Origin of the sequence: Cryobacterium sp. BB736 (assembly GCF_014980265.1) — a bacterium.
Taxonomy (GTDB): Bacteria; Actinomycetota; Actinomycetes; order Actinomycetales; family Microbacteriaceae; genus Terrimesophilobacter.
Window position 1 is genome coordinate 225,585 of the sequence record NZ_JABXWQ010000002.1, and the last position, 25,726, is coordinate 251,310.

29 protein-coding genes and 1 tRNA gene are annotated in these 25,726 nt (G+C 65.9%); 9 read left to right on the plus strand and 21 right to left on the minus strand.

All coding sequences use genetic code 11. The features are described 5' to 3' along the window. Positions 1-31: 31 nt before the first annotated feature. Entirely contained in the window at positions 32-598 is a 567-nt protein-coding gene (locus IRG63_RS07505; RefSeq protein ID WP_193509715.1) for a dihydrofolate reductase family protein, read from the minus strand. Between the two features lie 94 nt (positions 599-692). Here IRG63_RS07505 and IRG63_RS07510 point away from each other — a divergent pair, with 94 nt between their 5' ends. Continuing rightward, the gene (locus tag IRG63_RS07510) at positions 693-1,415 is read left to right on the plus strand and encodes an NAD(P)-binding domain-containing protein (protein WP_193509716.1); all 723 of its coding nucleotides are present in this window, start codon (positions 693-695) and stop codon (positions 1,413-1,415) included. A gap of 20 nt (positions 1,416-1,435) precedes the next feature. Here the strand turns inward: IRG63_RS07510 and IRG63_RS07515 are convergent, their stop codons facing one another. From IRG63_RS07515 to IRG63_RS07525, 3 genes are all read right to left on the minus strand, one after another. Next, positions 1,436-1,813 (minus strand): VOC family protein, encoded by a 378-nt coding sequence (locus IRG63_RS07515; protein WP_193509717.1) that lies wholly within the window; start codon positions 1,811-1,813, stop codon positions 1,436-1,438. A gap of 115 nt (positions 1,814-1,928) precedes the next feature. Further along, the gene (locus tag IRG63_RS14075) at positions 1,929-2,555 is read right to left on the minus strand and encodes a response regulator (RefSeq protein WP_370566200.1); all 627 of its coding nucleotides are present in this window, start codon (positions 2,553-2,555) and stop codon (positions 1,929-1,931) included. Between the two features lie 14 nt (positions 2,556-2,569). Further along, a complete protein-coding gene (locus IRG63_RS07525) occupies positions 2,570-4,576 on the minus strand; it encodes a sensor histidine kinase (RefSeq protein ID WP_193509719.1) in 2,007 nt (668 codons plus the stop codon). A 110-nt stretch (positions 4,577-4,686) separates the two neighbouring features. On the opposite strand from IRG63_RS07525, the gene IRG63_RS07530 reads away from it, so the two are divergent. Continuing rightward, positions 4,687-5,118, plus strand: coding sequence for a hypothetical protein (locus IRG63_RS07530; RefSeq protein WP_193509720.1), 432 nt, complete (start codon positions 4,687-4,689; stop codon positions 5,116-5,118). A 25-nt stretch (positions 5,119-5,143) separates the two neighbouring features. Here the strand turns inward: IRG63_RS07530 and IRG63_RS07535 are convergent, their stop codons facing one another. Together IRG63_RS07535 and IRG63_RS07540 are read right to left on the minus strand one after the other, a co-directional pair. Beyond that, a complete protein-coding gene (locus IRG63_RS07535) occupies positions 5,144-5,758 on the minus strand; it encodes a GyrI-like domain-containing protein (protein ID WP_193509721.1) in 615 nt (204 codons plus the stop codon). A gap of 39 nt (positions 5,759-5,797) precedes the next feature. Further along, positions 5,798-6,169 carry a VOC family protein gene (locus tag IRG63_RS07540; RefSeq protein WP_168627047.1) on the minus strand — a complete coding sequence of 124 codons (372 nt, stop codon included), beginning with the start codon at positions 6,167-6,169 and terminating at the stop codon, positions 5,798-5,800. 71 nt (positions 6,170-6,240) lie between these two features. On the opposite strand from IRG63_RS07540, the gene IRG63_RS07545 reads away from it, so the two are divergent. Continuing rightward, positions 6,241-6,717 carry an SRPBCC domain-containing protein gene (locus IRG63_RS07545; protein ID WP_193509722.1) on the plus strand — a complete coding sequence of 159 codons (477 nt, stop codon included), beginning with the start codon at positions 6,241-6,243 and terminating at the stop codon, positions 6,715-6,717. Positions 6,718-6,745: 28 nt separating this feature from the next. Here the strand turns inward: IRG63_RS07545 and IRG63_RS07550 are convergent, their stop codons facing one another. Beyond that, a complete protein-coding gene (locus IRG63_RS07550) occupies positions 6,746-6,967 on the minus strand; it encodes a hypothetical protein (RefSeq protein ID WP_227411919.1) in 222 nt (73 codons plus the stop codon). An 83-nt stretch (positions 6,968-7,050) separates the two neighbouring features. Between IRG63_RS07550 and IRG63_RS07555 the strand changes: the two genes are divergently transcribed. Next, a complete protein-coding gene (locus IRG63_RS07555; RefSeq protein WP_193509723.1) occupies positions 7,051-9,222 on the plus strand; it encodes an elongation factor G-like protein EF-G2 in 2,172 nt (723 codons plus the stop codon). Between the two features lie 3 nt (positions 9,223-9,225). On the opposite strand, the gene IRG63_RS07560 is transcribed toward IRG63_RS07555, so the two are convergent. Both IRG63_RS07560 and IRG63_RS07565 read right to left on the minus strand, forming a co-directional pair. Beyond that, positions 9,226-9,672 (minus strand): PQ-loop repeat-containing protein, encoded by a 447-nt coding sequence (locus tag IRG63_RS07560; RefSeq protein ID WP_193509724.1) that lies wholly within the window; start codon positions 9,670-9,672, stop codon positions 9,226-9,228. A gap of 143 nt (positions 9,673-9,815) precedes the next feature. Continuing rightward, positions 9,816-10,739 carry a S1C family serine protease gene (locus IRG63_RS07565; RefSeq protein WP_193509725.1) on the minus strand — a complete coding sequence of 308 codons (924 nt, stop codon included), beginning with the start codon at positions 10,737-10,739 and terminating at the stop codon, positions 9,816-9,818. Between the two features lie 137 nt (positions 10,740-10,876). Between IRG63_RS07565 and IRG63_RS07570 the strand changes: the two genes are divergently transcribed. Together IRG63_RS07570 and IRG63_RS07575 are read left to right on the plus strand one after the other, a co-directional pair. Next, complete coding sequence (locus IRG63_RS07570; protein WP_168627040.1) at positions 10,877-11,530, plus strand: hypothetical protein; 654 nt, start codon at positions 10,877-10,879, stop codon at positions 11,528-11,530. Then, the gene (locus IRG63_RS07575; protein WP_168627039.1) at positions 11,527-12,309 is read left to right on the plus strand and encodes a PspA/IM30 family protein; all 783 of its coding nucleotides are present in this window, start codon (positions 11,527-11,529) and stop codon (positions 12,307-12,309) included. Before IRG63_RS07570 ends, IRG63_RS07575 begins: the two co-directional genes overlap by 4 nt. A 3-nt stretch (positions 12,310-12,312) precedes the next feature. Here IRG63_RS07575 and IRG63_RS07580 read toward each other — a convergent pair whose 3' ends face one another. Continuing rightward, on the minus strand, positions 12,313-13,560 hold the full coding sequence (locus IRG63_RS07580) for a hypothetical protein (protein ID WP_370566201.1): 1,248 nt from the start codon (positions 13,558-13,560) through the stop codon (positions 12,313-12,315). Positions 13,561-13,795: 235 nt separating this feature from the next. Here IRG63_RS07580 and IRG63_RS07585 point away from each other — a divergent pair, with 235 nt between their 5' ends. Continuing rightward, complete coding sequence (locus IRG63_RS07585) at positions 13,796-15,193, plus strand: ATP-binding protein (RefSeq protein WP_227411921.1); 1,398 nt, start codon at positions 13,796-13,798, stop codon at positions 15,191-15,193. A 46-nt stretch (positions 15,194-15,239) separates the two neighbouring features. After that, on the plus strand, positions 15,240-16,190 hold the full coding sequence (locus IRG63_RS07590) for an NAD(P)-dependent alcohol dehydrogenase (RefSeq protein ID WP_193509727.1): 951 nt from the start codon (positions 15,240-15,242) through the stop codon (positions 16,188-16,190). Positions 16,191-16,256: 66 nt separating this feature from the next. Here IRG63_RS07590 and IRG63_RS07595 read toward each other — a convergent pair whose 3' ends face one another. The 4 genes from IRG63_RS07595 to IRG63_RS07610 all read right to left on the minus strand — a co-directional run bounded on the left by IRG63_RS07595 (position 16,257) and on the right by IRG63_RS07610 (position 19,993). Continuing rightward, entirely contained in the window at positions 16,257-17,030 is a 774-nt protein-coding gene (locus IRG63_RS07595) for a hypothetical protein (protein ID WP_168627716.1), read from the minus strand. A 412-nt stretch (positions 17,031-17,442) separates the two neighbouring features. Continuing rightward, complete coding sequence (locus IRG63_RS07600) at positions 17,443-18,255, minus strand: DUF222 domain-containing protein (protein WP_193509728.1); 813 nt, start codon at positions 18,253-18,255, stop codon at positions 17,443-17,445. An 83-nt stretch (positions 18,256-18,338) separates the two neighbouring features. After that, complete coding sequence (locus IRG63_RS07605) at positions 18,339-19,382, minus strand: NAD(P)-dependent alcohol dehydrogenase (protein WP_193509729.1); 1,044 nt, start codon at positions 19,380-19,382, stop codon at positions 18,339-18,341. 134 nt (positions 19,383-19,516) lie between these two features. Beyond that, the gene (locus tag IRG63_RS07610; RefSeq protein WP_168627034.1) at positions 19,517-19,993 is read right to left on the minus strand and encodes a RimK/LysX family protein; all 477 of its coding nucleotides are present in this window, start codon (positions 19,991-19,993) and stop codon (positions 19,517-19,519) included. A 26-nt stretch (positions 19,994-20,019) separates the two neighbouring features. Here IRG63_RS07610 and IRG63_RS07615 point away from each other — a divergent pair, with 26 nt between their 5' ends. After that, entirely contained in the window at positions 20,020-21,207 is a 1,188-nt protein-coding gene (locus tag IRG63_RS07615) for a RimK family alpha-L-glutamate ligase (RefSeq protein WP_168627033.1), read from the plus strand. A gap of 127 nt (positions 21,208-21,334) precedes the next feature. On the opposite strand, the gene IRG63_RS07620 is transcribed toward IRG63_RS07615, so the two are convergent. The 7 genes from IRG63_RS07620 to IRG63_RS07650 all read right to left on the minus strand — a co-directional run bounded on the left by IRG63_RS07620 (position 21,335) and on the right by IRG63_RS07650 (position 25,705). Further along, positions 21,335-21,410: transfer RNA gene (locus IRG63_RS07620), tRNA-Ala, on the minus strand. A 67-nt stretch (positions 21,411-21,477) separates the two neighbouring features. Then, a complete protein-coding gene (locus IRG63_RS07625) occupies positions 21,478-22,059 on the minus strand; it encodes a hypothetical protein (RefSeq protein WP_193509730.1) in 582 nt (193 codons plus the stop codon). 20 nt (positions 22,060-22,079) lie between these two features. Then, a complete protein-coding gene (locus IRG63_RS07630) occupies positions 22,080-23,093 on the minus strand; it encodes a hypothetical protein (RefSeq protein ID WP_193509731.1) in 1,014 nt (337 codons plus the stop codon). After that, entirely contained in the window at positions 23,060-23,413 is a 354-nt protein-coding gene (gene rsfS, locus IRG63_RS07635; RefSeq protein WP_168627030.1) for a ribosome silencing factor, read from the minus strand. Before rsfS ends, IRG63_RS07630 begins: the two co-directional genes overlap by 34 nt. Before the next feature lie 35 nt (positions 23,414-23,448). Then, on the minus strand, positions 23,449-24,684 hold the full coding sequence (locus IRG63_RS07640; protein ID WP_193509732.1) for a hypothetical protein: 1,236 nt from the start codon (positions 24,682-24,684) through the stop codon (positions 23,449-23,451). A gap of 182 nt (positions 24,685-24,866) precedes the next feature. After that, a complete protein-coding gene (gene nadD, locus IRG63_RS07645; RefSeq protein ID WP_168627714.1) occupies positions 24,867-25,469 on the minus strand; it encodes a nicotinate-nucleotide adenylyltransferase in 603 nt (200 codons plus the stop codon). A gap of 14 nt (positions 25,470-25,483) precedes the next feature. Beyond that, entirely contained in the window at positions 25,484-25,705 is a 222-nt protein-coding gene (locus IRG63_RS07650; RefSeq protein WP_227411923.1) for a hypothetical protein, read from the minus strand. Positions 25,706-25,726: the final 21 nt, after the last annotated feature.

Genomic DNA, 25,726 nt, shown 5'->3' on the forward strand with positions numbered 1-25,726 from the left:
TGCCAGAAGGATTTGAGGCGCTCGGCTGAATTCAGCTTCCGACGGGCCGCCGCACCTCGAAGAGGAGGCGGGCGAACTGTCCCACCGCCGAAGCGGAGACGAGACGCAACCGATCGGCTTCCACCCGGCGTGGCAGCAACGGCGCGCCCCCGGTGAGCGTCACGGGAGCGATCGACACCGCGATTTCATCGAGCGCCCCGGCGTCCAGGAACTGGCCGGCCAGGTCTCCCCCACCGACCACCCAGATGTCGCCGCCGCGCGCTGCCTCACGAATTGTCGGCAGGGCCTCCGCAACACTGCCGGACAGAAACCGCACGTCCGCACCTGCCGGCACCGGCAGGACGCGAGTGGTGAACACGAACGTCGGCTTGCTCCCGAAGAACTCGCTCCACCGCTCCGGGTTCTCGAGCAGACGCTCATGCGCGAGCACCCACTCGTACGTCGTCGAGCCCTCAACCATCACCACCGCATCCGCCGGGAACAAGCCCGGCTCTGGCTGCTCCCCGCCCTCGACTGCGAACAGCCAATCCAATGAGTTGCTGTCGTCGGCGATGAACCCGTTCAACGTCGCCGCGGTATCGAAGATGATGCGCCCCATGCGGTAAGACTCTAGAAGAAGCCCCCGACACCGGCGCCAAGACTCGAGAATGGAGCTAGTCAGACGACGCAACCAGTGATCGGGGATCCACAACGTGAACGACACGGTCAAGCGCAGCACCATCGGCATCCTCGGCGCCGGCAAGGTCGGTCCCGTGCTCGCCCGGCTCGCGGTCGCCGCCGGCTACCACGTGCTCATTGCCAGTACGGGCGATCCGGCGAGACTCGCTCTGAGCGTCGATGTGTTGAGCAACGGCGCTGAGGCCACAACCGCATCGGAGGCCGCCGCGCGAGCCGATATCGTGATCCTCGCGCTGCCCCTCGGAAAGTATCGGACGGTTCCCGCTGATGAACTGCGCGGCAAGCTTGTCATCGACGCCATGAACTACTGGTGGGAGGCCGACGGCATCCGCACTGAGTTCACGGACCCGCGCACATCCTCGAGCGAAATCGTTCAGGCGTACCTTCCAGAGTCCCGCGTCGTGAAGGCCTTCAATCACATGGGCTATCACGACCTGGAGGACGAGGCACGTCCAGCAGGCCAACCGGGGCGCAAGGCCATCGCCATCGCCGGCGACGATCCTGCTGACCTGTCAGCCGTCGCGAAGTTGGTCGACGCCTTCGGGTTCGATCCGGTGATCGCGGGCCCGCTGGCCGAAGGCATCCGGCTCGAACCGCATGCTGAACTGTTCGGTGCGGACGTCAATGCTGACGAAGTGCGGGCGATGCTCGAACGTTTCCCCAGGTCGGCGCGCGGAATGGTGGTCGCCCGGGCCAGAGCGGAGACGCCCGGGGACCCTGGGCGCGCCGGAATGTGAAATGTGCGAAATGTGCCGGGTCAGGCGTTCTGCCACAACCCCATCAAGTTGCCCTCACTGTCGGTGAAGTAGGCGCTGTAACCCATCCCCAGGACATCCTGCTTAGGCATGACCATCCGGCCACCAAGCGTCGTGATCTTCTCCAGTGCCTGCTCGATGTCGTCGACGTCGATGGTGACAATGGGGCTCTTCCGGTCCGCGTCGCGCAACATCAAACCGCCGTTGATCGCTCCGGAATCCGTCGGCGCACCATTCTCGTCGGACGGTGTCGTCCCCAGCATCGCGTAGTCGATGTCAGGCACTGGGCTGATGTCCCAGCCGAACGCGGAGCGGTAGAACTCCGTTGCCCGACCGAAGTCATCCGCCGGGATCTCGAAATGCACAACTCGCCCAGTCATGGCGGTGTCACCCTTCTGCCGCGGAGACCGGAATCCGCCACGATGCAGATCCCCTCGCACCGGCAAGGTGACCGTACGCGCCCGCCCTGAAAACGGTCATGGAAGGCTTAAGGCGCTAGACCCCGCCTAGACCTGCGTCGCGGGCCCGCGCGACGGCCTCAGCGCGTCCCGTCACCTGAAGCTTGGCGAACACATTCGAAACGTGGTTGCGCACGGTCTTGTCGCTCACGAACAGACGGCGAGCCACCTCCGCATTGGTCAACCCCCTGGCGACCAGATCCAGGACTTCATGTTCACGTGCGGTGAGCGCCGAAAACGGCCTGGCATCGGGCTGGCTCCCGCCGGCGAAGAACGACAGCACCCGTTCGGCAATCGCCGGCGAGAACACGACCTCACCGCGTGCAGCAGCAGTGATGGAGCGTTCGATCTCGGAGCGGTCCGCGCCCTTCAGCAGGTAACCGCGAGCGCCGGCCCGCAGTGCGGCAAAGATGGAGTCGTCCCCTTCGAGCATGGTGAGCACCAGCACCGCGCTGTGTTCCGACACCCGGATAAGCTGCCGAGTCGCCTCGACACCGCTGCCCACCGGCAGGTTCAGGTCCATGATTACGACGTCCGGCTGAAGTTCGTGGGCAAGGCGCACCGCTTCAGCGCCGTCGGCAGCTTCGCCGACCACTTCGCTGCCCGCCATGGTGGCGATCACGCTCACCAGCCCTTCACGGTAGAGCGGATGGTCGTCGACCACGAGTACGCGTGTTGTCACGAGAGGCTCGCAACCTGCTGCGCACCGGCTCGCGCAGGCGACAGCAACGGAATTCGCGCGGTGACCTGCGTTCCTGATGCTCCGGTCGTAAGGCTCAATTGGCCACCCAACTCCTCCGCGCGCAGCCTCATCGAGGTGAGGCCGAATCCGTTCGCCGGCACCGCGGGCAGGCCGCCACCGTCGTCCACTACCGTGATCGCAAGTGCGTTGTCCTCAAACGCCAGTCGGATCGCGATGACGGAGGCACCGGAATGGCGCACGGCGTTCGTCACCGCTTCCGACACGATCCGGTAGGCGGCAACGTCGAGGGCGGCGGACAGCTCGGGAAGGGCGGCGACCTCCGCGGTGACCAGAGCATCCGGCGTCGTCAGGTGGGAGGCAAGGTCGTGCACGGATGCCGCCAGTCCGAACTCGTCCAGGTTCGGCGGGCGCAGATCATGCACCAGCGCACGCAGGTCGGCCACGGTCGCGTTCAACCGGGGCACCAGCCGGGCGATCAACCCGGATGCGACGTCAGCGTCGGCCGATGGCACACTCAGCGCCGCTTCCGCCTGCAACGCGAGCGCGGCGAGCGCCGGCCCGATGTCGTCATGAAGGTCGCGCCGCAACTGGCGCCGCTCCTCCTCCCTGGCGACGACGATCGCCTCACGCGCCCGCTGCACTTCGTGCGCCAGCATCACCGTGTGAGCCGCGACGCCCGCTTGCGTCGCCAGCCGGTCGAGCACCAGTCGGTCGGAGGCATCCAGCCCACCCGGCCGGTGCACCGCCAGCTCACCACTGGGGACCCCGCCGTAGGTGAGCGGCACCCGGGTGACGCCGTTGGTGGCGTCCGCTTCGATCGGCGTGCCGAAGCTCGCGACTGTGCCGTTGACGAGGGTGAGTTCGGCACCGGATGCTCGCAGCGATCTGGTGACCTGTTCAACGACCGCAGGCAACACCTTCGTCGACAGCTCCTGCGGGTCCGATGCAGCGGCCAACCGTTCGCCGAGCCTGGCAAGCGCCACGTGCGGTTCCTCGACATCGCCGTGCACTCGCAGGTTGACCCAACGCTGCAGTTGCGCGTGCAACGGCAGCGCGACCAGTGCCGCCAACGCGGTCGCCACAACCGGGGCTCCGATCCAATCTCCGACGGTGCTGCCAAGCAACCAGACGGCGGTCAGGTAGATGAGGATCACCGCGACAGAAAGCGCCGTGTAGGTGATGGAGCGGGAGATGACGGTGTCGATCTCCCACAGTCCGTGGCGGAGCACTGCGACCGCCAACGCTAGAGGCACCGGGAGCATGGCCAGGCCCGCGATGACCTCGGTCGGTCCCGCGGGGAAGAGGCGGGCCAGGCCGGCCAGTGCCAGCGTTGCGGTGACCCCGAGCAGCAGCCACTTGAGCTGTTGGCGCGACACACCGGTCGAGCGACGCCAGCGCGCGGCGAGGGACGCAATCGCCAGCCCGGTGGACAGCACCAGCAAGGCGCCGACAGCGATCACCGGCGCGGGATGAGTCGCCAGCGGCGAACCGATCGGGTTCACCAGGTCGCGAAGTTGAAGGGGAAAGTCCTGCTGGTCGTACGGCGTCATCGCCCACATCGCCGAAGCGACCACCAGCGTGGCGACCGAGAGCCAGAATGCGGGGCGCCACCGAGAGGCCGTGAGCTGACCGCGCGGCAGCACATGCGGGAGCACCGTGAGGATCGCAACATAGGCGACAACCCACAGCCAGGTGCCGAGCCAGAGGGCGAAACCGGCGAGCGGAACGTCGCCCAGCCAAGCCCATTCCATCGCTAGGAGCGCGACTCCCGAAGTTGCCCCGATCACGGCGGTGACCCGGCGAATCCAGACGGCATCGCTGCGGCGCAGCATGACCGAGACAGCGCCGTAGGCCACGGCGGTGGAGAGCCCCATGAACCAGAACGACGGGGTGTGCAGCCGATCGGATGCGGCGTTGACCGCGTGGAGCAGTCCGCCGAGCAGGCCGGCAACGACCGCAACAACACCCCCGACCGCTCCCATTCGCTCATTATGGCGGCGAACGCGCGCAACAGCACGGGACAGGAAGTCCCGACTGAAGATAGGACGAGCACCACTGCCGATTGGGACTCGACCGACGGCACCGTTATCCCATGACAACCAATACGACCTCAGAGCACCTGTCCGCTGACCCCAGCGAGACATCCGCTCGCCCGCCCGTGACCGTGATCATCGCCACGGTCCTCACCATTCTCCTGGCGTCGGTCGGCACGTACGGTGTCGTCTTCTTCTCCGGACTCGACGGCTACGACCCTGTGGATGCGACCTTCCTCTCGATGTACGGCTACCTCTCCCTGATCGGGGTCGCCGCCGTCCTCGCCCAACTCAGGGGAAGCGCCACGGGCCGGGCGGGCGTCATCGCCTGGGCGATCTTCATGGCGCTGTTCACCGTGGTCAAGCTGGTAACCATCCAGGAGACCGAGGCGATCAGCTTCGGCGTTGTCGCCCTGATCGTCGTCGGCCTTGAGCTGGCTCCCCCGACACGCCGCTTCATCCGCGCGAGGGCAACGGCGCAGGCGGCCTGACGCTGGCTCCGGTCGGTCAGCCCGCCTATGCGGGTCTGACCGGCTGTCTCAGCACCGTCCTGAGCTTGGCCGGTGCGGTGCGCCGCGCATCGTTGAGATAGATCTCGTGGTGGTCGCCGTTGAAGGTCAGCCCGTGCGCGGGCAGGTACTCGTGATGGAGCCTGTGCAGCGTCGGCGCCTCGTCGTCGTAGGGTCCGACGTGCAGGATCTGCACCGACGTACCCTCTGTCAGCGACAGCAGTCGGAGTCGATCGAGTGCGGACAGCGGCTTCTTGGCGCGTGCCTTGGCGACGGCGGATGCGACGTCGTCGTCCGTGATCCAGTCGGGTTGGTTGATCAGCAGCGTCCAGTCCCAGGCGTCCTTGTCGCCCGAGGCGAAGACCGCTGGATCGTCGGCTCGCCATAGCGCTTCAAGGGGAGCGACCGCGAAATCCCGGCCGGCCGCCTTGCTGGCGAACTTCACCGTGTACGCGACGCCGTACAGGGCCTCAATCGCCTCCGCGTACAGCGCTGATGTGTTGGGATTGCCATGACCGTCGAACGCGAGGTAGCGCATCGCCGGAACGTCCACGATCGCAAAGTCCTTCGACGAGGGTGCGTACTGCGCCTTATGCGCCGCCTTGACGTCGTACTTGTCCACCTGGCGATTCTCCCGCCGCGTGCCGTGTGGCCCGCCGACTCAGCGGTGCTGGTCGAACAAGATCGGGTTGCCATCCGGATCGACGACGATGAACGAGCCTGGGCCCTCGGACTGCTCATCCGCTTCCGTCGCGATCGTGATCCCGGATTCCTTCAGTCGCCGCTGCAGTTCGCGCACGTCGGTGAACGGGTCGACTTCCTTGGCGTCGGCATTCCAGCCCGGATTGAAGGTCAGCATGTTGCGTTCGAACATGCCCTGGAACAGTCCGACGATGGCGTCGCCGCTCTTCATGATGAGCCAGTTCTGGGCGATGTCGCCGCCGAACTGTTCGAAACCGAGCTTCTCGTAGAACTCCCGTGATGCGTTGATGTCCTTGACTGTGAGGCTGATCGAGAATGCACCGAGCTGCATGTCGGGTCTCCTTCCTGATTGCCTCCACTCTGTCACGGTCGACCGGCGCTGCTTCCGTGCAGAATTGCCCCATGACTGCGGACACTCCCCTGGAAGAACTCTCCTTCACCGTCTCCGGGCGCATCGCCCTCCCCTGCACCGAGGTCTACGAGGCGGTCGCGGACCCCGAACAGCTGTCCAAGTACTTCACGACCGGCGGCGCTCGCGGTCGGCTCGAGCCAGGCGGCGACGTGACCTGGGACTTCCACGACTTCCCCGGCGCCTTCCCGGTCACCGTCGTCGAAGCGCATCCGCCGCGACGGATCGTCGTGCGCTGGGACGGCAACTCGACAAGCAGCCCCGACGGGACGACGACCACAACCTTCGAATTCGAACCGATCGATGACGACACGCGAACTCTGGTGACGATCACCGAGTCTGCGTGGACTGCCACGAGGGAAGGAGCGAAGAGCGCATTCGGCAACTGCGAGGGCTGGACCGGAATGCTCATCGCGATGAAGGCGTGGCTCGAGCACGGAATCAACCTGCGCGAGGGCCTTTACAAGTAGCCTCTTGTCACTTGAGCTCGAGATCCATTCACCCGCCGTTGTCGACCACCAGCACGTCGCCCGGGGATGCCGCGTCGATCGTCTCAAGGATGACGTCAACGCTTCCGAGGTGTGTGACTGGTCGGGCCGGGCCGGCGAAAGCGGCGCCGGGGACGGCTGGACGCAGCGCGACCGGCCCTGGCCGCACGTCGATACCGAGCCGAAGTGGCGCGTCGGCGATCGCCGCGGTTGCTGGAATCACTTCTGACATTCGTCCTCCCCTTGCCGTTCAGCCGTTCTGGGTGTCAAATCTAGTCAGACGTGCAGACAGCGCAGGCGACCTAGGGAGTTCCTATGTCCGCGAAAGGCACTAACGGCACCGCCAAGAACACCGGCCGGAGCGGTGCGGAGGTTTCGCGCGGCACTGCATCACCGGTGGTGTCGGCCAGTAGGCCAGACAACATCCGCAACATCGCCCTGGTGGGTCGATCCGGCGCAGGCAAGACACTGCTGGCCGAATCGTTGCTCGCGGCCACCGGGGTCATCTCCCGCATGGGCTCGATAGTCGACGGCACAACAGTTAGCGACTCCGACCCGTCCGAGATTCACCAGCAGCGCTCTGTCGCCCTGTCGGTGTTGCCGTTCGCGGTCGATGAGATCAAGGTGAACCTGCTCGACACCCCGGGATATGCGGACTTCATCGGCGACCTTCGTGCCGGCTTGCGGGCGGCGGATGCTGCGCTGTTCGTGGTGTCGGCTGTCGACGGCGTGGACGCGGCGACCACCGCGCTGTGGGCCGAGTGCGAGCACGTCGGGATGCCGCGAGCCGTCGTCATCAGCAGAATCGACCATCCGCGCGCCAACTACGAGGCGGTGCTCATGGGGTGTCAGGAAGCTTTCGGAGGCGGGGTGCTGCCGCTCTACCTTCCCGTGCGCGCCGACGGCGTGATCATCGGCTTGCAGGGGCTGCTGTCCGGCAGTGTGTCGGACTACCGCCCGGAAGGGGCACCCCCCACGACCCGGCCGGCGGATGCGAGCGAACTCGCCGCAGCTGATGCCGCCCGCGGGACCCTCATCGAGGGGATCATCGCCGAGAGCGAGGACGAGACGCTGATGGACCGCTACCTCGGCGGGGAGGACGTCGGCCTCGACATCCTGATCAGCGATCTGGAGACCGCCGTGGCGCGCGGTTCCTTCTACCCGGTGTTGCCGACCTCCGCCCAAACCGGTGTCGGAATCGACGAATTGCTTGAGGTGATGACGCGCGCGTTCCCCTCGCCGCTCGAGCGCGAGGTGCCGCCCGTGACGGATCTCGACGGCAATCCGGTGGGGCCACTCACCTGCGATCCGGCCGGCCCGTTGGTCGGTGAGGTGGTGAGCACGGCGATCGACTCATTCCTGGGGAGGGTCTGCCTGCTGCGCGTTTTCTCCGGCACGGTGCGAGAGAACTCGACAGTGCACATCGGCGGACACGGTTTGGAGGATCGCGGCCATCAGGATCACGACAGCGACGAGCGGGTCACGCACCTGCAGGCTCCGTTCGGTTCCAGCCTGCGTGCCGTCTCATTCGCCGTGGCGGGTGACATCTGCGCGCTCACCAAGGTGGCTACGGCCGAGACCGGCGACACCGTGTCCGACCGGGAGTCGCCGCTGCGTATCGCGGCGTGGGAGATGCCCGAGCCGCTCATGCCGGTTGCAGTCCAGGGGGCATCGCACGGCGACGAGGACGCTTTGGCGCGCAGCCTCGGCAAGGTCGCGGCGGTCGACCCGACGCTGCGGGTCGAACGCAACCCGGAGACCCACCAGCTGATCCTGTGGTGCATGGGCGAAACCCACGCCGAGGTGGTGCTGGACCGGTTGCGCGCCCAGGGGGTGAAGCTGCAAACCGTGGACGTCATCACGCCGCTGCGCGAGACGTTCGCCACGCCCGCGGCAGCCCGCGGACGCTACGTCAAGCAGTCCGGCGGCCACGGCCAGTTCGCGATCTGCGACATCGAGGTGGAGCCGCTCGAGCGCGGAGCGGGCTTCGAGTTCGTGGACAAGGTGGTTGGCGGCGTAGTACCCGGTCAGTTCATCAGTTCGGTCGAGAAGGGCGTCAGGGAGCAGATGCAGAAAGGGGTGTCCGCCGGGTTCCCGGTGGTCGACATCCGGGTGAAGCTCGTCGGAGGCAAGGCGCACAGCGTGGACTCCTCGGATGCCGCGTTCCAGGCGGCCGGCGCGCTCGCACTGCGAGAGGCGGCATCCGGTGCCCGCATTCAACTGCTTGAGCCGGTGTCAGTTGTCACGATCAGCGTGCCGGACAGCTACTTGGGTGCTGTGATGAACGACCTGTCATCGCGTCGCGGCCGCATGACCGGCACGGACTCGGCCGGCGGCGACCGCAGCGAGGTGAGCGCGGAGATCCCGGATGCCGAGTTGCTGCGCTACGCGATCGAGCTGCGCGCCCTCACTGCGGGCACCGGCAGCTTCCGGCGTCGTTATCTGCGGCACGAGCCTGCTCCGTCCGGTGCCGCTGTGCACGCCTGAGCGCTAAGCGAGCACCGGGATTGTTCCGGTCGTGGGCGAAACGCCGGGCGCCGATATCTCGCTTACCGGCACCGCGTCATCCGTCGACAGGATAGGAATCGACGCTGTTGTCTCGTCGACGGTAACCGGATCGCTGGTCGAGAGGATGGGCACCGACCGCACGAACGGCAGGCGTCGCGCGCGGCGCACGATGATGATGGTCGCCAGCGCGAGGGGGATGATCACCGCGCTCGGTGCGGCCACCCAGAGCGATCCGCTCAACACGCCGAACAACCCCCACAGGACGTAGCCGATCATCATCAGCCACTGGCTGGTTTGGGAGATCCCGGCGAGGCGGGTGACGTCGTTTCGACTCTTCCACGTCGTGCGTGCTTGCGGGATCCACATGCAGACGGAGAACGCGGTGGCGGTGAATCCGAGGAGGTCCAGAAGCGAGATGTCGATGCCCATGCGGCGGCGTACTTACTTTCTTGCGGTCCGATTCGGCACCCGAAACGGACGGTAATTGCGAGGGCATCGACTGATGACACGGTCATCATAAGCGCACAATCCGCCGCGAGAAAAATCGTCAGCGTGCTGGCGGCGGCGCTTCGTCAGGTCTCCTGGAGCTCCCGCGGACGGGTGATGACATCCACGAGAGCGCCGTTTCGCCACACCGTGATCTCGATTGGGCGATCGATGGCGTCCTCCACCATCAGGCGCTGAACGGCCGTTGCGGTGACGACTCGCTGATGGTCCAGGTGCACGATGATGTCGCCGCGGTAGAGGCCGGCTTCATCGGCCGGGCTGCCCGTGACCACCTGGGCAACCTCTAACCCGGTGGGCGAGCCTACCTTCGCCGCGAGGTCCGGTGCGAGCGGGACTTGCATGCTGGCGATGCCCAGCCACGCCCGGCGCACGCGACCGCGGGTCATCAGCGTTGTGATGATCTCGCGCGTGGTCGCGTTGATGGGCACCGCGAGCCCAAGCCCCATTCCGGCCGCGGCGGTGTTGACGCCGACCATGCGACCGGCGCTGTCAGCCAGAGCGCCGCCGCTGTTTCCAGGGTTGAGCGCGGCATCCGTCTGGATGACCTCATCGATCACCCGGCCGGATGGCGTTGGGAGGGATCGTCCGAGCCCGGATACGATCCCCGCGGTCACGCTGCCGGCCATGCCGAGGGGGTTGCCCACGGCGACCACCAGCTGACCGACCCGGAGTTCTGCGGCGTCACCGAGCACCACTGGCCGCGGCACAGGTCCCTTCGCGCGCAGCACGGCCAGGTCGGACAACGTATCTCGGCCGAACACGTCGGCGGCTACCTCGGTGCCGTCGGCGAAGGCGGCCACGACTGCACGCGCCCCGGTGACAACGTGAGCGCTGGTGAGCAGGAACCCATCCGCGCCGACCACTGACGCACTGCCGGCTCCGCGTCCGCGTGCGGTCTCCACCTGCACGCTGGCTACACTCGGCAGCAGACTTTCGGCGACGCGCATCACCACCTGCGAGTAGGCGTCCAGCGGGTCTTCGCTGCTCATGCTGTAGTAACGAGCGCCAGTGCCGATTTATGCCGCTCGCTGAGCAATTGCCGAATGCCTTAGCGTCCGGCTTCGGCGAAAGTTTTCTAGGCGCAATTGCAACCGTCCCGCGTACTCTTTGCTCCACAGTCAGGGATTTGCGCACCGATGAATCCCAAGACGGAAGGCTCGTGGTTAGCGTGGACGTACTGGGATGGGTGTTGGCAACCCTTGCGATGATCGCCCTCACATCGATCGTCATGGTAGTCGTGATCGTGCGGACGCTGTACAAGCGGATTCGCAACAGTCGGACCCTCGGCGGTGCGGCACTGCGCACTCGTGCGCGCTTCAGTTGGGGCGACCAACAGAAGGTTCTGATGCTGCGCGTGCGCCTGCGGGACACTCTCGACAGCGGCCAGGCGGCGGTCGACTTCGCGGCGCATAACGACGGCCCACACGGAGAAGTCCCGCGCCTCTTTCGCCGCATCCGAATCGCCGCTGAAGCGCTGGAGAGGCAATTGCGGTTGATGGAAAGCGAGCAGGATGGCGCGGTTCTGGCCGAGTGGCTGCCTGACGCTTCGCGGCAGGTTGATGAGCTCGCCGGGTCAGTGCGGCGGCTGCGCTCAGCCGTCACAACAGGTCTCGGAGAACTCACCGACGACACGCTGACCGCGCTGCGTTCCGACGTCGATCGGGAAGTAATCGCGTTGCGCGCTGGGGTGCAAGAGTTGCACGCGCTCAATCGGAACGACGTCGTATCCGAGCCTGACCGCCAGCCATCGATGGAGCGCCTGATTAGGAGAGCATCATGAGCGTTGCGGCCCGGTTGCGAACCATCTTCCGCAGCAAGACCACCCGCGTGCTGGACAGCATGGAGGACCCACGAGAGACCCTCGATGACAGCTATGAGCAGCAGGTGAGGATGCTGTACGAGGTTCGGCAGGGGGTAGCCGAGGTTGCGACGGCGAAGAAGCGCGTCGAACTTCAAGGGCAGGAGATGGGGGCCCGCTATCAGCGCTTGACCGATCAGGCTGGCGAGGCGTTGAGCCAAGGACGGGAAGACCTGGCCCGCGTTGCCTTGGAGCGTCGCGCGCTTCTCGAGAACCAGGTCAGCATGCTGCGTGATCAGCACACCTCGCTGCAGAAACAGCAGGCTCAACTGCAGGAGAACGAGCGCAGACTCGCCGATCGAATCGACGCGTTCCGGACCGAGAAGGAAGCCATCAAGGCCAGCTACACGGCCTCTGCCGCGCGAGTGAAGGCGAACGAGGCCGCCACCGGCATGAGCTCACAGATGACCGAGGTGGGCGTCAGTCTCGACCGGGCCAAGGATCGGATCGCCCAGATGCAGGCCCGAGCAGACGCAACCGATGAGCTGCTTTCCAGCGGTGCCTTCCGTGACCTCACAGCGCCGCCGGACGAGGACCTGGAACGGCAGCTCGCTGCAGTGACGGCGAAGGCAGAGGTCGACCGGCAGCTGCAGCAGCTCAGGGATGGCACCTCACAGGGCCGTAAGTCCCAGGCCGGCAAGGATCCCAACGCGTGGCTGAGCATCGCCGCCCCGCCCGCGCCGACCGACCCGGCGCCGTGAGATTCAGGGCTCTGTCGTCACGTTCAGGGCTCGCTCCGCCGGGACGGTGACGACAGGTCGTTGCACGAGCTCCAGGATCCATAGAGCGATGACCGCGAGCACCAGCGTCCAGATGATCAACCCCGGTGTGAGCGGTCGCACGAACAACACCACTATGGCGGCAACCGCACCGATAAGCGCACGCAAGAGCACCCGCTGTTGGTAGAACCACTCACCCGTCCGCCCCGTGGTCACCCCGTGCCGCTCAGCGGATCCGCGCAGGCGGCCAGCTCCTTCACGGGCGAGAGCCCTGAGTCGCCGAGGAACCTCGAACGGTCCGGCCATCCACGCCACGACGGCGACGACGAGCGCGAGCACCAGCACTGCAACAGCCGTGGCGCGCATGTCAGTCGCAACGGTCTCGTAGAGCAGGCTCGCGACGTCCACGGGAAGATCGGTCTGGCTGACGGCGGAGGTGAACGCGACATTGCCGACTGCGAACGCCGAAAGCGTCAGGATCATCGCCAGAGCGAGAGCCACGGCCGCCCAGATCAGCGCGATCACTCGGCGCCGCGCGACGAGCACTCCCGCCGCGAGCAGAATGATGGCAATCCAAGGAAGCCAAGTCCCAAGAGTGACGGTCAGTCCGTACACGACTTGCACCGTCGGCAATGCATCAGACTGGGCGACCTCGATCGTGCGGTCGACCGCCGGGATCCGGCTCGCGATATCGATGCCCTGCCTGAGCAGTGCAGCCTTGACTTCTTCGATGATGGGCCCGAGTTGAATGCCGACCGCGCCCTCCCGACTGATCGTGAGTGCGGCATCCGGATCGTTCTGCATCGCCGCGACCAGCTGCGTGTGACTGACGCGCAGCGCTGCTGCCCAGACATTTGCGAAGGCGTCGGATGCGACGAACCGTGTCACACCATTCCGGATGAGATTCTCGATACCCGAGGCAGCTGGCCCCTTGAGCAGGTTGAGCGCGTCGGTGGCAGCTGGTCCGGTGCCCAGAGCGATGATGCCGTCGATCACTTGCGTGGTGAGCTCCTCAACATCCACCCGCTCGTTGATGACGGCGATGATCTCGTCGGTGATGTACGCCTGAACCTCGGGGTCGTTGGCCAGCGGTGCGTAAGCGGCCACGAACTGCCCGGTGTCGGTCAGTTCGGTTTTCGACCATGAGGCGATGACGGCCACCGGCGCGAGAATCGCGCCAATCGTGATCAGCACCGCGGCGAGCAGCGTCCACGCCCAGCTGCGTCTGGCCACGCCGGACTGCCCCGGGACGGTGCTCTCGGCTGGGTCCCGGAGTCGGGAGTTTTCAGCTTCGAGCTCATCAATCCGTCTTTGCATCTCAGCGCTTCCAGGATCGGTCACGAGTCATCACCTCACACGGCACGAAACTAACCGTGGGGTGTTGCGACTGCCTCACCCTTGGGGGATGACTCGGTGCCGCAAGGGCGACGCTACCCTTTGCGAGAAATGTGCCCCAAGGATGGCGATGATGAAGCCTGAGACTCCGGGCGGCGGTTCCACTGCGGCGTCGCTGGACGGTCGACATTTCCAGTTCGAGGGTGGTCGTGGGGCGACCTTCGACCCGGGCGGTTTCGTCACCCTGCGCAGCCACGAAGGCTCCGCCCAGCTCGGTCAGGTCCACGATGTCATCCTCGGCAAGCGCGGGACCATACACGGAACGGGCACCATCCTCGGCGTCATCATGGAGGGCCGCGTAGACGATTCCCGACCGGTCACCTTCGCAACGGCGCAGATGGAGAAGGCGGATGCTGCCACATTCGAGCTCTTGTACGGGGACACAGGGCAGTTGTTGCACATCGGTTCACACCTCGGTTCTGAAGGCACTCCTGCGCACCTCCTCCCCCGGCGGTTCAATCGACACACGTTCTGGTGCGGTCAGAGCGGGTCGGGTAAGACCTATGCGCTCGGCGTTGTGCTCGAACAGCTGCTCGTGTGCACCCGCCTCCCGATCGTGGTACTCGACCCGAACGCTGATTTCGTGAAGCTCCGCGAACCCAGCGGGAGCGAAGACTCGGATGAGTCCCGCATTCTGTCCGAGCGGAACATCCGAATCCTTCGACCGTCGTCATCGAACACGGACCCGCTGCGCGTGCGGTACCTCGACCTTCCGGTGCGGGCGAAGGCGGCAATTCTGCGCCTCGATCCACTTGAGAATCGTGCGGAGTACAACGAACTCATGCACCTGGAAGAGACCCTCGGCACGATGGATACAGCGAAGATCGTGCCGAGACTCCGTGAACGCGGCACTGGGACCTCGGCAGCGCTCGCGGCACGCATCGAGAACCTCAGATTGACGGATTGGAGTGTCTGGGCGGGAAAGCTGGAACCAGTAACGGAGGTCATCAACGCTCGTCCGGATGCGACCGTTCTCGACCTGGGTGGCTTTGAGTTCCCGGATGAATCACTGGTCGTTGCGATGGCCGTGCTCGAGGACCTGTGGGCGCGGCGAGAAGAACGCCGTCCGATCCTGATCGTGATCGATGAGGCCCACAACTTGTGCTCGCCGGACGAGACCAGCCCACTGCATGTCGCCGTGCGGGAGCGGATCATCCAGATTGCGGCGGAAGGGCGCAAATTCGGCTTGTGGCTCCTGCTTTCTACGCAGCGTCCGTCACGCATCCACTCGAGCATCATCTCCCAATGCGACAACCTGGCGCTGATGAAGATGACCTCCCCCATCGACCTCGACGAGCTTGCGCGCATCTTCGGCTTCGTGCCTCTCGCGATGCTTGCCCGCTCCCCACGATTCCGGCAGGGCGAGGCGCTGTTCGCCGGCAGTTTCGTACCCGCTCCCACCATGGTCACGATGGGGGCGCGCCTCACCCGTGAGGGTGGTGCCGATGTAGGGGTGCCGTTCCGGACGTAGTCGCCTCGCTAGGCTTTGTCGCATGCCCGCCGGTGGGAATGAGCGCATGAGAGCCGTCGTCTACGACCGATACGGACCGCCTGACGTGCTGCGACTGGAGGAGTGTCCGGTGCCGTCGCCCGGCGAAAAGCAGGTGCTTGTGAAGGTGGCAGCCACCTCGATCAACCTGTCTGATTGGGAGATGCTGACGGGGAACCCCGGATACGCGCGCCTGAACGGACTGTTCGCGCCCGGGCGCAAGGTACTCGGCTCCGACATCGCGGGGCAGGTCACGGCCGTCGGCTCGGGTGTCACCAGTTGGCAGGTCGGCGACGAGGTGTACGGCGACAATCTCGCCCTCATGGGCGGTTTCGCCGATTACGCTGTGGTGGCCGAGACCGCGCTCGCGCGCAAGCCGCCGGAGTTGAGCTTCGCCGAGGCTTCGACCATCCCCCAGGCGGGTGCGATCGCGACCCAAGGAACAGCCAGCGCCCGCGCCGGTCAGCGGGTGCTCATCAATGGGGCGGGAGGCGGGGCAGGCACGTTCGCGATCCAACTCGCCAAGTTGGCCGGCGCCCATGTGACCGGGGTCGACAACGATCACAAGCTCGATTTCATGCGCGACCTCGGCGCCGATGATGTCATCGATTACCGTCGGGACGATTTCACCCGACGTGGGCCGTTCGACCTCGTGCTCGATCTCGTCGCGCATCGCTCGGTGTTCGCCTACCGGCGGGCATTGGCGCCTGGTGGTCGCTACCTGTGCGTCGGCGGTACTGTGCGAACTCTGCTGCGGGTGGTGACGCTCGGCGCCGCGCTGGGCGGTCTGACCGGTCGGCACCTGGGTCTGCTCGTGGCGCACGAGGGACCAAGACACTTCACGCCGGTTGCCGAGCGCTGCGTCGCCGGCGAGTTGGGCATCCGGATCGACCGGACGTTCTCGCTTGACCAGGTGCCGCAGGCGCTCGCCCACGTCGGTGCCGGACGTTCACTCGGCAAGGTGGTCATCACGCCGTAGGGCTCCCAGCGACCCCCAAGACGACGGATGCCCCGGTCCGAAGACCGGGGCATCCGCGCTAAGTAATCAGGCCTCGCTCATCGCGGTGGCCTCGGCCTTGCCCTTGGCGGCGTAGTAGGCGGCACGCGCCTCGAGGCGGCGGGTCTGCTCGGCCTGGCCGGCGTCGAGCAGCTCCTGCGGCACCTCTACGTTCGGCACCCGGTTGACGCCGTTGTGCTTCGCGATGTAAGCGTCCAGCTCCGGGCCGGACTCCCACGAGGTGATCAGGCAGTAGCGCGGCTCGGCGCCCGGGTGCGACGTGGCATGCCACAGCCGCTGAGTGTCGACGATCAGCTGGGCTCCCGCGGGCAGCGCGATCCGGTACTCGACGCTCGGGTCGGTGCGGTTGTCGCGCAGCACGAAGTAGCTGTCCTTGTCGTCGGTGAGGTTGAAGAACCCGCGGACGATCCAGCCGGTGCCGTCAGGGTTGAGACGGTTGTTGTCGTCCTGGTGCAGGTTGTAGAGGGCATCCGCGTAGCTGTTCGGCTGCAACTCGATCACGCGGCAGCGGCCGACGTTCGCGCCCGGTTCCTGCGCACGACGGGTCAGGTTGGGAGCCTTCTCAACCTGCGACGGGATCCAGACCCCGTCCTTGTCGGTGCGCGGCGGCTGGTGATTCCAGAAGCCGTTGACCTCGATCTCACCCTTGGCGCTCGCGAGCGGCGCGAAGCGGGTGTCACCGGATGACTTCCAGTCGACGTACTCGAGGTCGAGCCACTCCTTGGGGTCGAGCTCCTGGTTGTAGCGGTCGAGTACGACGTAGCCGGTCTCTTCGAGCGCGGCGGACTTGATATAACCCATGATGCGAATCATGCCTTTCGTTCTAGGGCCAGCACGTTTTAACAGGCCCAGGTAAGGCAAGCCTATCTTTCGTCCGATGAGCGTTCCCTCAGCGGCCGGACGCGCGTCGCGAAATTCACCAGCACTTCACCGATGAGCACGCCGATTCTTCACAGTCGGACTGTGCCGATCTTCATAGTCGGAGGGTGATGGCTGGTTCGGTGGTGGCCGTGCCGCCCATCGGCCCGGTCCAGGTGACCCCACGTCCGGGTTTGGCTTTGGCCTTGATCTTGCCTGCGGTTTTCAGGGTGTGATGGCTGCGGCACAGCGCGATCAGGTTGTCGAGGTTGGTCTCACCGGTGAGCGCCCAGTCGTGGGTCGATCGGGCCGTACCCGTTCAGGTTGCCCGGTTCCTCGCTCCTTCCGAGCAGGGTCAGCACCGGGACGGTGACGAACACCTTCGGCCGGATACCGCACTTGCCCGTGGTGGGCACCCGTCGAGCATCAGGTCGCGGGCGAAGTCGGCGCCGATCTGCGCCACCGTGCGCGTCTCGCCCTCCTTGCCGTACAGCAGCTTGGCGTGGGCCGTGATCCGGTTCATCGCCCCCAGCGCGTCCTCCGCACTCAGGTGCAGGCTCAGCCAGGCCATCCCGTCCTCGGCCGGCCACGACTCCACCCGCCTCTGCTCCCGGGCGGCGCGGTGCCGTTCGGCCAGCACCTCCGGGTGGAGCAACTGGCGCAGGGTGCGCACCTTCTGGCTGAACCGCGTCGGGGTCAGCTTCACCGCGTATGGGAGCGCCCTCTGCTCCAACGCCGCGCAGTCATCATCGGACAGGCCGATGCTGTGCTCGACCATCACCTGCGCATGCCGGTAGGAGAACTCACCTGCTGTTAGGCCCGCCAGCGTCGCCGGCAGCTTGGTCACTAGCTGGTCGGCCTCGGCCAACTGCCCCTCCGCGGCCCGCTCGGAGATCTTGAGCCGCATCGCCACCTCCAACCGCAGCGCCCGCGCCTCCAAGTTCTGCTTCCACGGCACCGACTTGCCGAACATCCCTTTCAGCTCGTTCAACTCGATCACGGCTTGCAGTTGCCTTACCCGTGCCGCCATGATCATCGCGATCATCCGATCCGCGGTCTCCACCCCACCGATCGCATCGTCCAACGCATCGAACACGAACCGCAACGGCTCAACTCGGGTCGCCGGATCCGGCGCCGGCGGCTGTTCCGGGTCGCTGATTTGTTCCATACTTCACTGCACCACGACCCGCAGACATTCCCACCGCACCGTCCACAGTCATCGCGACCGGAAACGGAACGTGGGGCAAATTCTCAGGAATGCGGCACGACGACGCCACGACCGGAGATCTCCCCAGCCTGCAGCTTGCGGTACGCGTCCAGGGCGTCGTCCATGCTGAACCGCTCCACCTCCGGCTTCAATTGGCCGGCGCGGTACATCGCGACGACCTCCCAGAGGTCCTGGATCGTGCCCCAATAGGTGTTGGTGAGTTCCGCCTCGTACGGGGTCGAGAAGAAATCCCAGGTGTACTGGCCGCCGGCGATCCCCACGATGGTGACCCGCCCGCCCTGTGCGACGGAAGCCATCGCAGTCTTGACTGTCGGCGCAACCCCGACGAAGTCGAGCGCCACGTCGACGCCACGACCACGGGTGAGGTCACGGATCTGGGCCACCTGGTCCGGCCCGCCACCCACCGTCTTCGCGCCGGACTGCGCGGCGCGTGCCATCGCGTCCTCCTTCATGTCGGTAGCGATCACCTCCGCGCCCGTCATCGCCTTGAGCATCTGGACGGCCAGCTGGCCTAGTCCGCCGAGGCCGATCACGAGCGCAGTCGCACCGCCCTTGGCCAGCTTGTCGAGCGAGTTCTTGATCGCGTGGTACGGCGTCAGCCCCGCATCCGACAGCGGCGCGGCGTTCACCGGGTCAGCGTCGCCCAACGGCACGAGGTTGCGGGCGGGCACGACAACGTACTCGGCCATGCCGCCGTCGCGTCCGAGACCGATGCCCAGCGAGCCGACTTCGGCGACGTTCTCGCAGTACGTGTCCTGACCGCGGGAGCAGGCTTGGCAGCGCTGGCAGCCGTAGGGACCGTACACGAGGTAGGCATCGCCCTTGGTGAAGCCGCTCACTCCGGAACCGAGCTCTTCGACCCATCCGGAGTTCTCGTGACCCAGCGTGAAGGCAGGAGGCTGCGCGCCCGGCATCCCCTCCTCGAAGGTGTCGTAAATCGCGACGTCCGAATGGCATGCCCCTGCACCGGCGACCTTCAGCAGCACCTCACCGGCACCCGGAACGGGACTCTCCACATCCTTCAGGGCGGGAAACGTCTTGTAGTCCTCGAACACCACAGCGCGCATGGGCTGCTCCTCTCGACAGTGAGATGCACCGGATGCGCCGGCAGCACCACCCAGAGGCTACGCTCGGCCCCTGCCGCCGATGCCGGGTTATGAGGGAACACTCGGCTACCCGGTGTGCGGCGCGTGACAGCGGTTCAACGCCCCCGGTTGGTGAGGCGGACCCGCCGCGGCGCCCGGCCACCCACGAACGACCGTGCCGGGTCGACGATGAACGACTGCCGCAGCGCCTCCCGGCCCACGAGCATCCGGAACCCCATCGAGTCGCGGTTGCTCAGGGTGACCTCCGCGCTGACGGTGCGCCCGAGGATGGCCACGTCCATAAGCACGACGATGCGCTCCTCCTCGTGGCCGGATGAGCTGCGCACCATGCGCCGGTCGTGGATCGGGCATTCGACGGCGATCGCGTCATCGGCCGAGTTCTGCCACGGGTGCACCCAGAAGCGGACGCGCTGCGCCCCACCCTCGCCCAGCTCCTCGACATCGAACGCGTGCAGGCTCGACGTGCGCGCGCCGGTGTCGAGCTTCGCTTTGATCCACGGCACGCCGATGCCGGGAAGGCTCACCCACTCGCGCCATCCGGCGATGGTGCTTGAATGGGACGGTTGCGTCATTTCACTATCTTCTCAGGGGTCACCGTTTGAAACTCGCCATCCTTTCGCGCGCCCCGCACTCGTACTCGACGCAGCGCCTGCGCGCTGCCGCGGTGCAGCGCGGGCACAACGTGAAAGTGCTGAACACACTTCGTTTCGCGATCGACCTGTCCGGGCCGGAGCCCGACTTGCATTTCCGCGGCCGCCCGTTGTCGATCTACGACGCGATCCTGCCCCGCATCGGCAACTCGATCACCTACTTCGGGACCGCGGTGGTGCGCCAGTTCGAACAAATGGATGTTTACACACCGAACACCGCCAACGGCATCACCAATGCGCGGGACAAGCTGCGGGCCACCCAGATCCTGTCCCGGCACAACATCGGGATGCCTGCGACGGCGTTCGTGCGCAACCGGGCGGATGTGCGGCCTGCCATCGAGCGCGTCGGCGGAGCTCCCGTGGTGATCAAGCTGCTCGAGGGCACGCAGGGCATCGGCGTGATCCTCGCGCCGGAAGCCAAGGTGGCTGAGGCGATCATCGAGACGCTGCACTCCACCAACCAGAACGTGCTCATCCAGCGTTTCATCGCGGAGAGCCGCGGACGCGACATCCGGGCCCTCGTGGTCGGCGATCGCGTTGTCGCGGCGATGCGGCGCAGTGCCATCGGCGACGAGTTCCGCTCCAACGTGCACCGCGGTGGTTCGGTTGAGCCGGTCGACCTGACACCGGAGTATGCTCGCGCCGCGGTGCGCTCGGCGCAGATCATGGGGCTGAAGATCGCGGGTGTCGACATGCTCGAGGGCCATGACGGACCGCTCGTGATGGAGGTCAACTCCTCCCCAGGCCTGCAGGGAATCGAGGCAGCCACCAAGCTCGATGTCGCCGGCGCGATCATCGACTACATCTCGAACGAGGTCGCGTTCCCCGACATCGACGTACGCCAGCGGCTGGCGGTCTCCACCGGGTACGGAGTTGCCGAATTGGTCGTCAACGCCGGAGCAGATCTGGTCGGCACGTCGCTCGGCGAATCCGGGCTGACTGAGCGCGACATCACTGTGCTGACGCTGCACCGCGGCGCGACCGTCATCCCGAACCCACGTCGTGGCCAGCTGCTGCAGGCCGGCGACCGGTTGCTGTGCTTCGGCAAGTTCGAGGAGATGCGGTCGATGATCCCGAACCGCCGCCGCCGAAGCAAGGTGCGCAAGCTGCCGAAGGAACCCATCACCGAGAGCTGAGTCGCCGCTTAATTGGTCGATGACGCGATTTGTTATCGATGCGTCTTCTGTAGAAAGCACGCATCGATAACAAACGGCAGCAGCGATAGAAGCCAGCCATTGCGCTCACGCGCATAAGGTGAAAATTTGGTGGATCTGAGGGGACTCGAACCCCTGACCCCCTGCATGCCATGCAGGTGCGCTACCAGCTGCGCCACAGACCCGTGCTTCGTTCCGGATGAGCGGAACGACTACCTAGATTACTACACGTCGCGCCCGTGCGTTGACCGCTCAGACGTAACCCATGTTCTCGGTGGCGTTGCGAGCGAGCACGAGCAACGGGTCGACGCTCGTGCCGTTGGCCGTGAGATGCAGCTCGTAGCCTTCAACCAGCACGCCCGCCGTGATCATCGGTCCAAGAACCGTCTCCTCGCTGAGCACCCAGGTCTCGTCGAGGAAGTCGGGTCCTTCTGCGTAACCCTCGGACTCCCACGCTGCCACCTGCTCCGCGTCGGTGGCGGTGGCCCGTGTTGCAACCCCGAGAGTCACGCCCGCATCCGAATTCGGGATGCCCCACTGACAAGCGAGACCGCCCCGTCCCTGGAACTCGACAGCGGTCGGATGCGCGGGATCGATGTCGATCGCGACGTAATCAGCGCCGTACTGCTGCTGCACCACGTCAAGGTCGACGAGCTCATCGCAAGATTCCGGTAGCTCCAACTCCCGAACGGTGGGAGATGGCACGCTCGTCGGCTCCTCAGCCTCTGTCGGACTCGGGGTGGTGGTAGTTGCACCCGGTTCGGTCACTCCGGTACATCCGGCCAAGATCATTCCGGCGACCGCCATCGTCACCCAGGCTGTACCGATCCGCATGCCAACCGCCTCCGCCACCGTCACTCATAGCGTACGACTCGGGTGATCGTTGGAATGTTGCAATCGTCTAACGCGGAAGCCAGGCTCCGCATGCCCCTGATGGCCGACCGGAGCTCCTGCAACTGGTGGTGTGGCAGGAACCGCTGTGTGAGCGGACCGAGGTCGTTCGCGCTGTCGCTCACCGCGACCGTTTCCACTGTGATCCCGTACTCGAGCCCGAGAACCTCGACCGCGACCGCCGCCTGGTACGGCACGTACACCGGGGTCGTCACGACGAGCACGTTGCGGATGCTCGAAGGTATGCGCTCGGCCCAGAACCGGAATGTGTCGCCGGTGTGCGCCCGCCTGCGCTCCGGTTCGGATGATGGTGCCGCGACCGCGCGCACGTCCATCCCGTCGAGCTTCCAGCGCACATCACGCCAGCTCGCGAAGGGGCTGTCGTCCGAGTACTCGCTCACCTCGCCGTGCGGGAACGGGCCGAAGGATTTCTCCAACCCCGCCACCATCGCATCGAACTCGTCATCACCCTCGACGCCGAGTTCGCTCGCGAGATCCACCTCATCGCCCGCGAACGGCCGAAAGGCGCCCAGGAACGTGACTTCGTCAAAGCTGACACCCGCATCCACCAGCTCGCGAACATGCCGCGGCTTCACGATGCCCGCTCGCACCATCCCGCCCGTCATGATCACCGTGTCATAGTTATCCAGCGACGGCGGTGGCGTGCCATCGAGTCCGAGCGGACCAACAGCGTCGGCGATCGCCTCCAACTGCGCAGGAGTCAGGTCGGGCACGGTGGCCAGGTTGCGCTCACGCCCGGCACGAAAGTCCCAGTGCGCGGCAGCGAACCGTTCCAGGAAGTCCAGCAGCGGCTCCCCCGCCGCCACCGTCCCGCCGAACGCCTCGAGCAGTCCGCTGTCCGTGACGCGCTGCGCCCAGGCGTCGACGTCAGCGCGGACCTGCTCCGCCGCATCCGGAGCCGCGCGCCACCACCGGGTGAGCGTCAGAGGGTCGGAAGCGTCGGGCTGTCCTGCCACAGTCGCTCCAGTGAGTAATAGACGCGGTCTGACTCATGGAACACGTGCACGACGATGTCACCGAAGTCGAGGAGCACCCAGCGACCTTCGGCCTTGCCCTCGCGGCGCAGCGGCTTCGCGCCGTGCTCGATGAGCTTGTCCTCGACCTCATCGGCGATCGCCGAGACGTTCCGCTCGTTCCGACCGGTTGCGAGCAGGAAGATGTCGGTGAACGGAAGCCTGCCCGACACATCGAGCGCAACCAGATCCTCTGCCTGCTTGGAATCCGCCGCCTGAGCGGCGATGCGGAGAAGTTCGCGTGCGCGATCGGATGCTGTCACTGAGGCCTGACTGTTGAGAGATTGTCGATCACTGATCAGAAGATGTTCAAGACGACGCCGCCGACGAGCAGCACGACGACACCGCCAGCCATGACCGCACCGCTCACCGCGAGAGCCATCATCGGGAAGCGGCCGGTCTTGTGCCGCTTGCTGGCGATGAGACCGTGCGAGGACGTGTGCGAACTGCTCACGGCGCGGATGGCGCGCACCGGCGCAGAACTCGGCTGACCGTCTTCGAGGTCGTCGTCGAGGTCGATGTCCCGCGTCTCATGCGACGCGCTGATGCCCAAGGCGCTCAAGCTGCGCGGCAGGTCGATCGATCCGGTGACCAGCACCTCCCCGCTGCGACTGACCGCGCTGGTGATCGGGTCGGCAGGAAGGGACGGCAGCACGAGCGCGCTGGTCGTGATGGCGTCGCTGATCGACAGGTCGCGGATGTGCCCGGTCACGTGGTCATGCTCGGTGACGTTCACTGCCGGTGGCGGCGGAGTGTGGAACTCGGGTGCAACGACCACCTCGCGGTCGGTCGGCAATTCGCTGGCAGCCGGAGTTCCAGGGATGACCAGGTCGTCCGCACTCTGCGCCGAGTGTGAGTCACGGGTCGGCCGCAGCAGCGGCTCGATCAGCGGCTCCGGCAGGGCCGCTTCCGGTTCGATCACGGTGGGCTCGATGACCTCGGGGAACACCTGCGCTGCCGGCGCCTCCGGGAACACCGGAGGGCGGATCACCGCGGTGAACGATGGCGGCTCGCTGGCTTCCACGACGATCTCGGGCTCGGCTTCGGGCTCAGGATGCGCCTCGACGAGCGTCTCCGGATGCACCTCGACCGCGCTGTCCTGCTTGGCCGGGAAGACGTCCTCGATCGGCGGCAGAACGACCGGAAGCGGGATCGCCTGCGGCTCGCTCGGCTCGACGTTGTTCGGCTCGATGAGGGTCGGCGGGGTGGGGCTGGCGGCGTTGCGGATCGCACGCAGCTCGCGGCGGGTCAGTGTGTGCTCAACCGGGGGCTGCGCCGCAGCCTGCTCGGCGACGGTCCGCTCAACCGGGGATTCCGGCACCACCTCGGGGCTCTGGAACGCCTGCGGTCGTGCCGACGACTTCGCGTCTGGCTGCTGCGCCGAGGTCTGGTACTTGAGGTCTCCGCTGGCCACCTGCGGCGACCACGGAGCCGGCGCCTCGACCGGTGTTGCGGCGCGCGTCTGACGGGACTCCGGGCTGAAATCGCGCATCCGGTAGCCGGGGTTGTCCGGCTGATGCGGCGCGGTCGACACCGGACGGTTCCGGAACGAGGGCCCGTCGTAGCTCGGGATGTGCGGACGCGCCGAGGTGGTGTAGCTCAGGGGTTCCGGCTGCGCTGCCGGTTCCTGTTGGTTTTGGGCATCACTTTGAGCTCGAGCTCGCTCGCGTTCGCGAAGCGCTCGCCTGCTCAGGGGCGGCTCATCTTGCCAGGCTGTCACGTAAGACTCCGATACAAGCGGTACTTGGAGATGTACTGCACGACACCGTCGGGAACCAGGTACCACACCGGGAAACCCCGACTGACGCGGCTTCGACAGTCCGTCGAAGAAATGGCCAGCGCGGGAACTTCCAACAAGCTTACGTGCTCCTGCGGCAATCCGGAAATGGTGAGGTTGTGCCCAGGACGGGTCACAGCGACGAAGTGAGCGAGATCGAAAAGCTGCTCGGCGTTCTTCCATTCCAGAATCTGCGCCACCGCATCCGCACCCGAGATGAAGAACAACTCGGCGTCGGGGCGGGCCGACTGCAGCTCCCGCAGCGTGTCGATCGTGTAGGTGGGGCCGCCTCGATCGATGTCGACACGACTCACAGTGAAGCGCGGATTGGATGCCGTGGCGATCACGGTCATCAGGTAGCGATGCTCTCCGGCTGTGACGTCGCGCTTCTGGTACGGCTCGCCGGTGGGGACGAAGACGACCTCGTCAAGGTCGAATGACTGCGCGACTTCGCTCGCCGCGACAAGGTGTCCATGGTGGATGGGGTCGAAAGTGCCGCCCATCACTCCGATTCGGGCGCGTCCTTGCGCGGTTGCCGGCATGGTCACTGGCGAACCTACTGGTGCGCAGCCTCGTCATGCCGATGCGACTGAATGACGTGACGGTTCGAGACGTCGCGGAAGCTCCAGGTGATCAGGCCCATGAGTATGAATGCCGCGGCGGGAATGATCGCGAACCAAATGATGGGCATCCAGATGGGTGCCAGGTGCTCTTCGCTGGCGGCGACTACAGCAAGCAGTGACATTTCTTCTCCGTTCGGCGCTTCGGCAAGCACCATAGCCAATCTACCGTGTTCCGT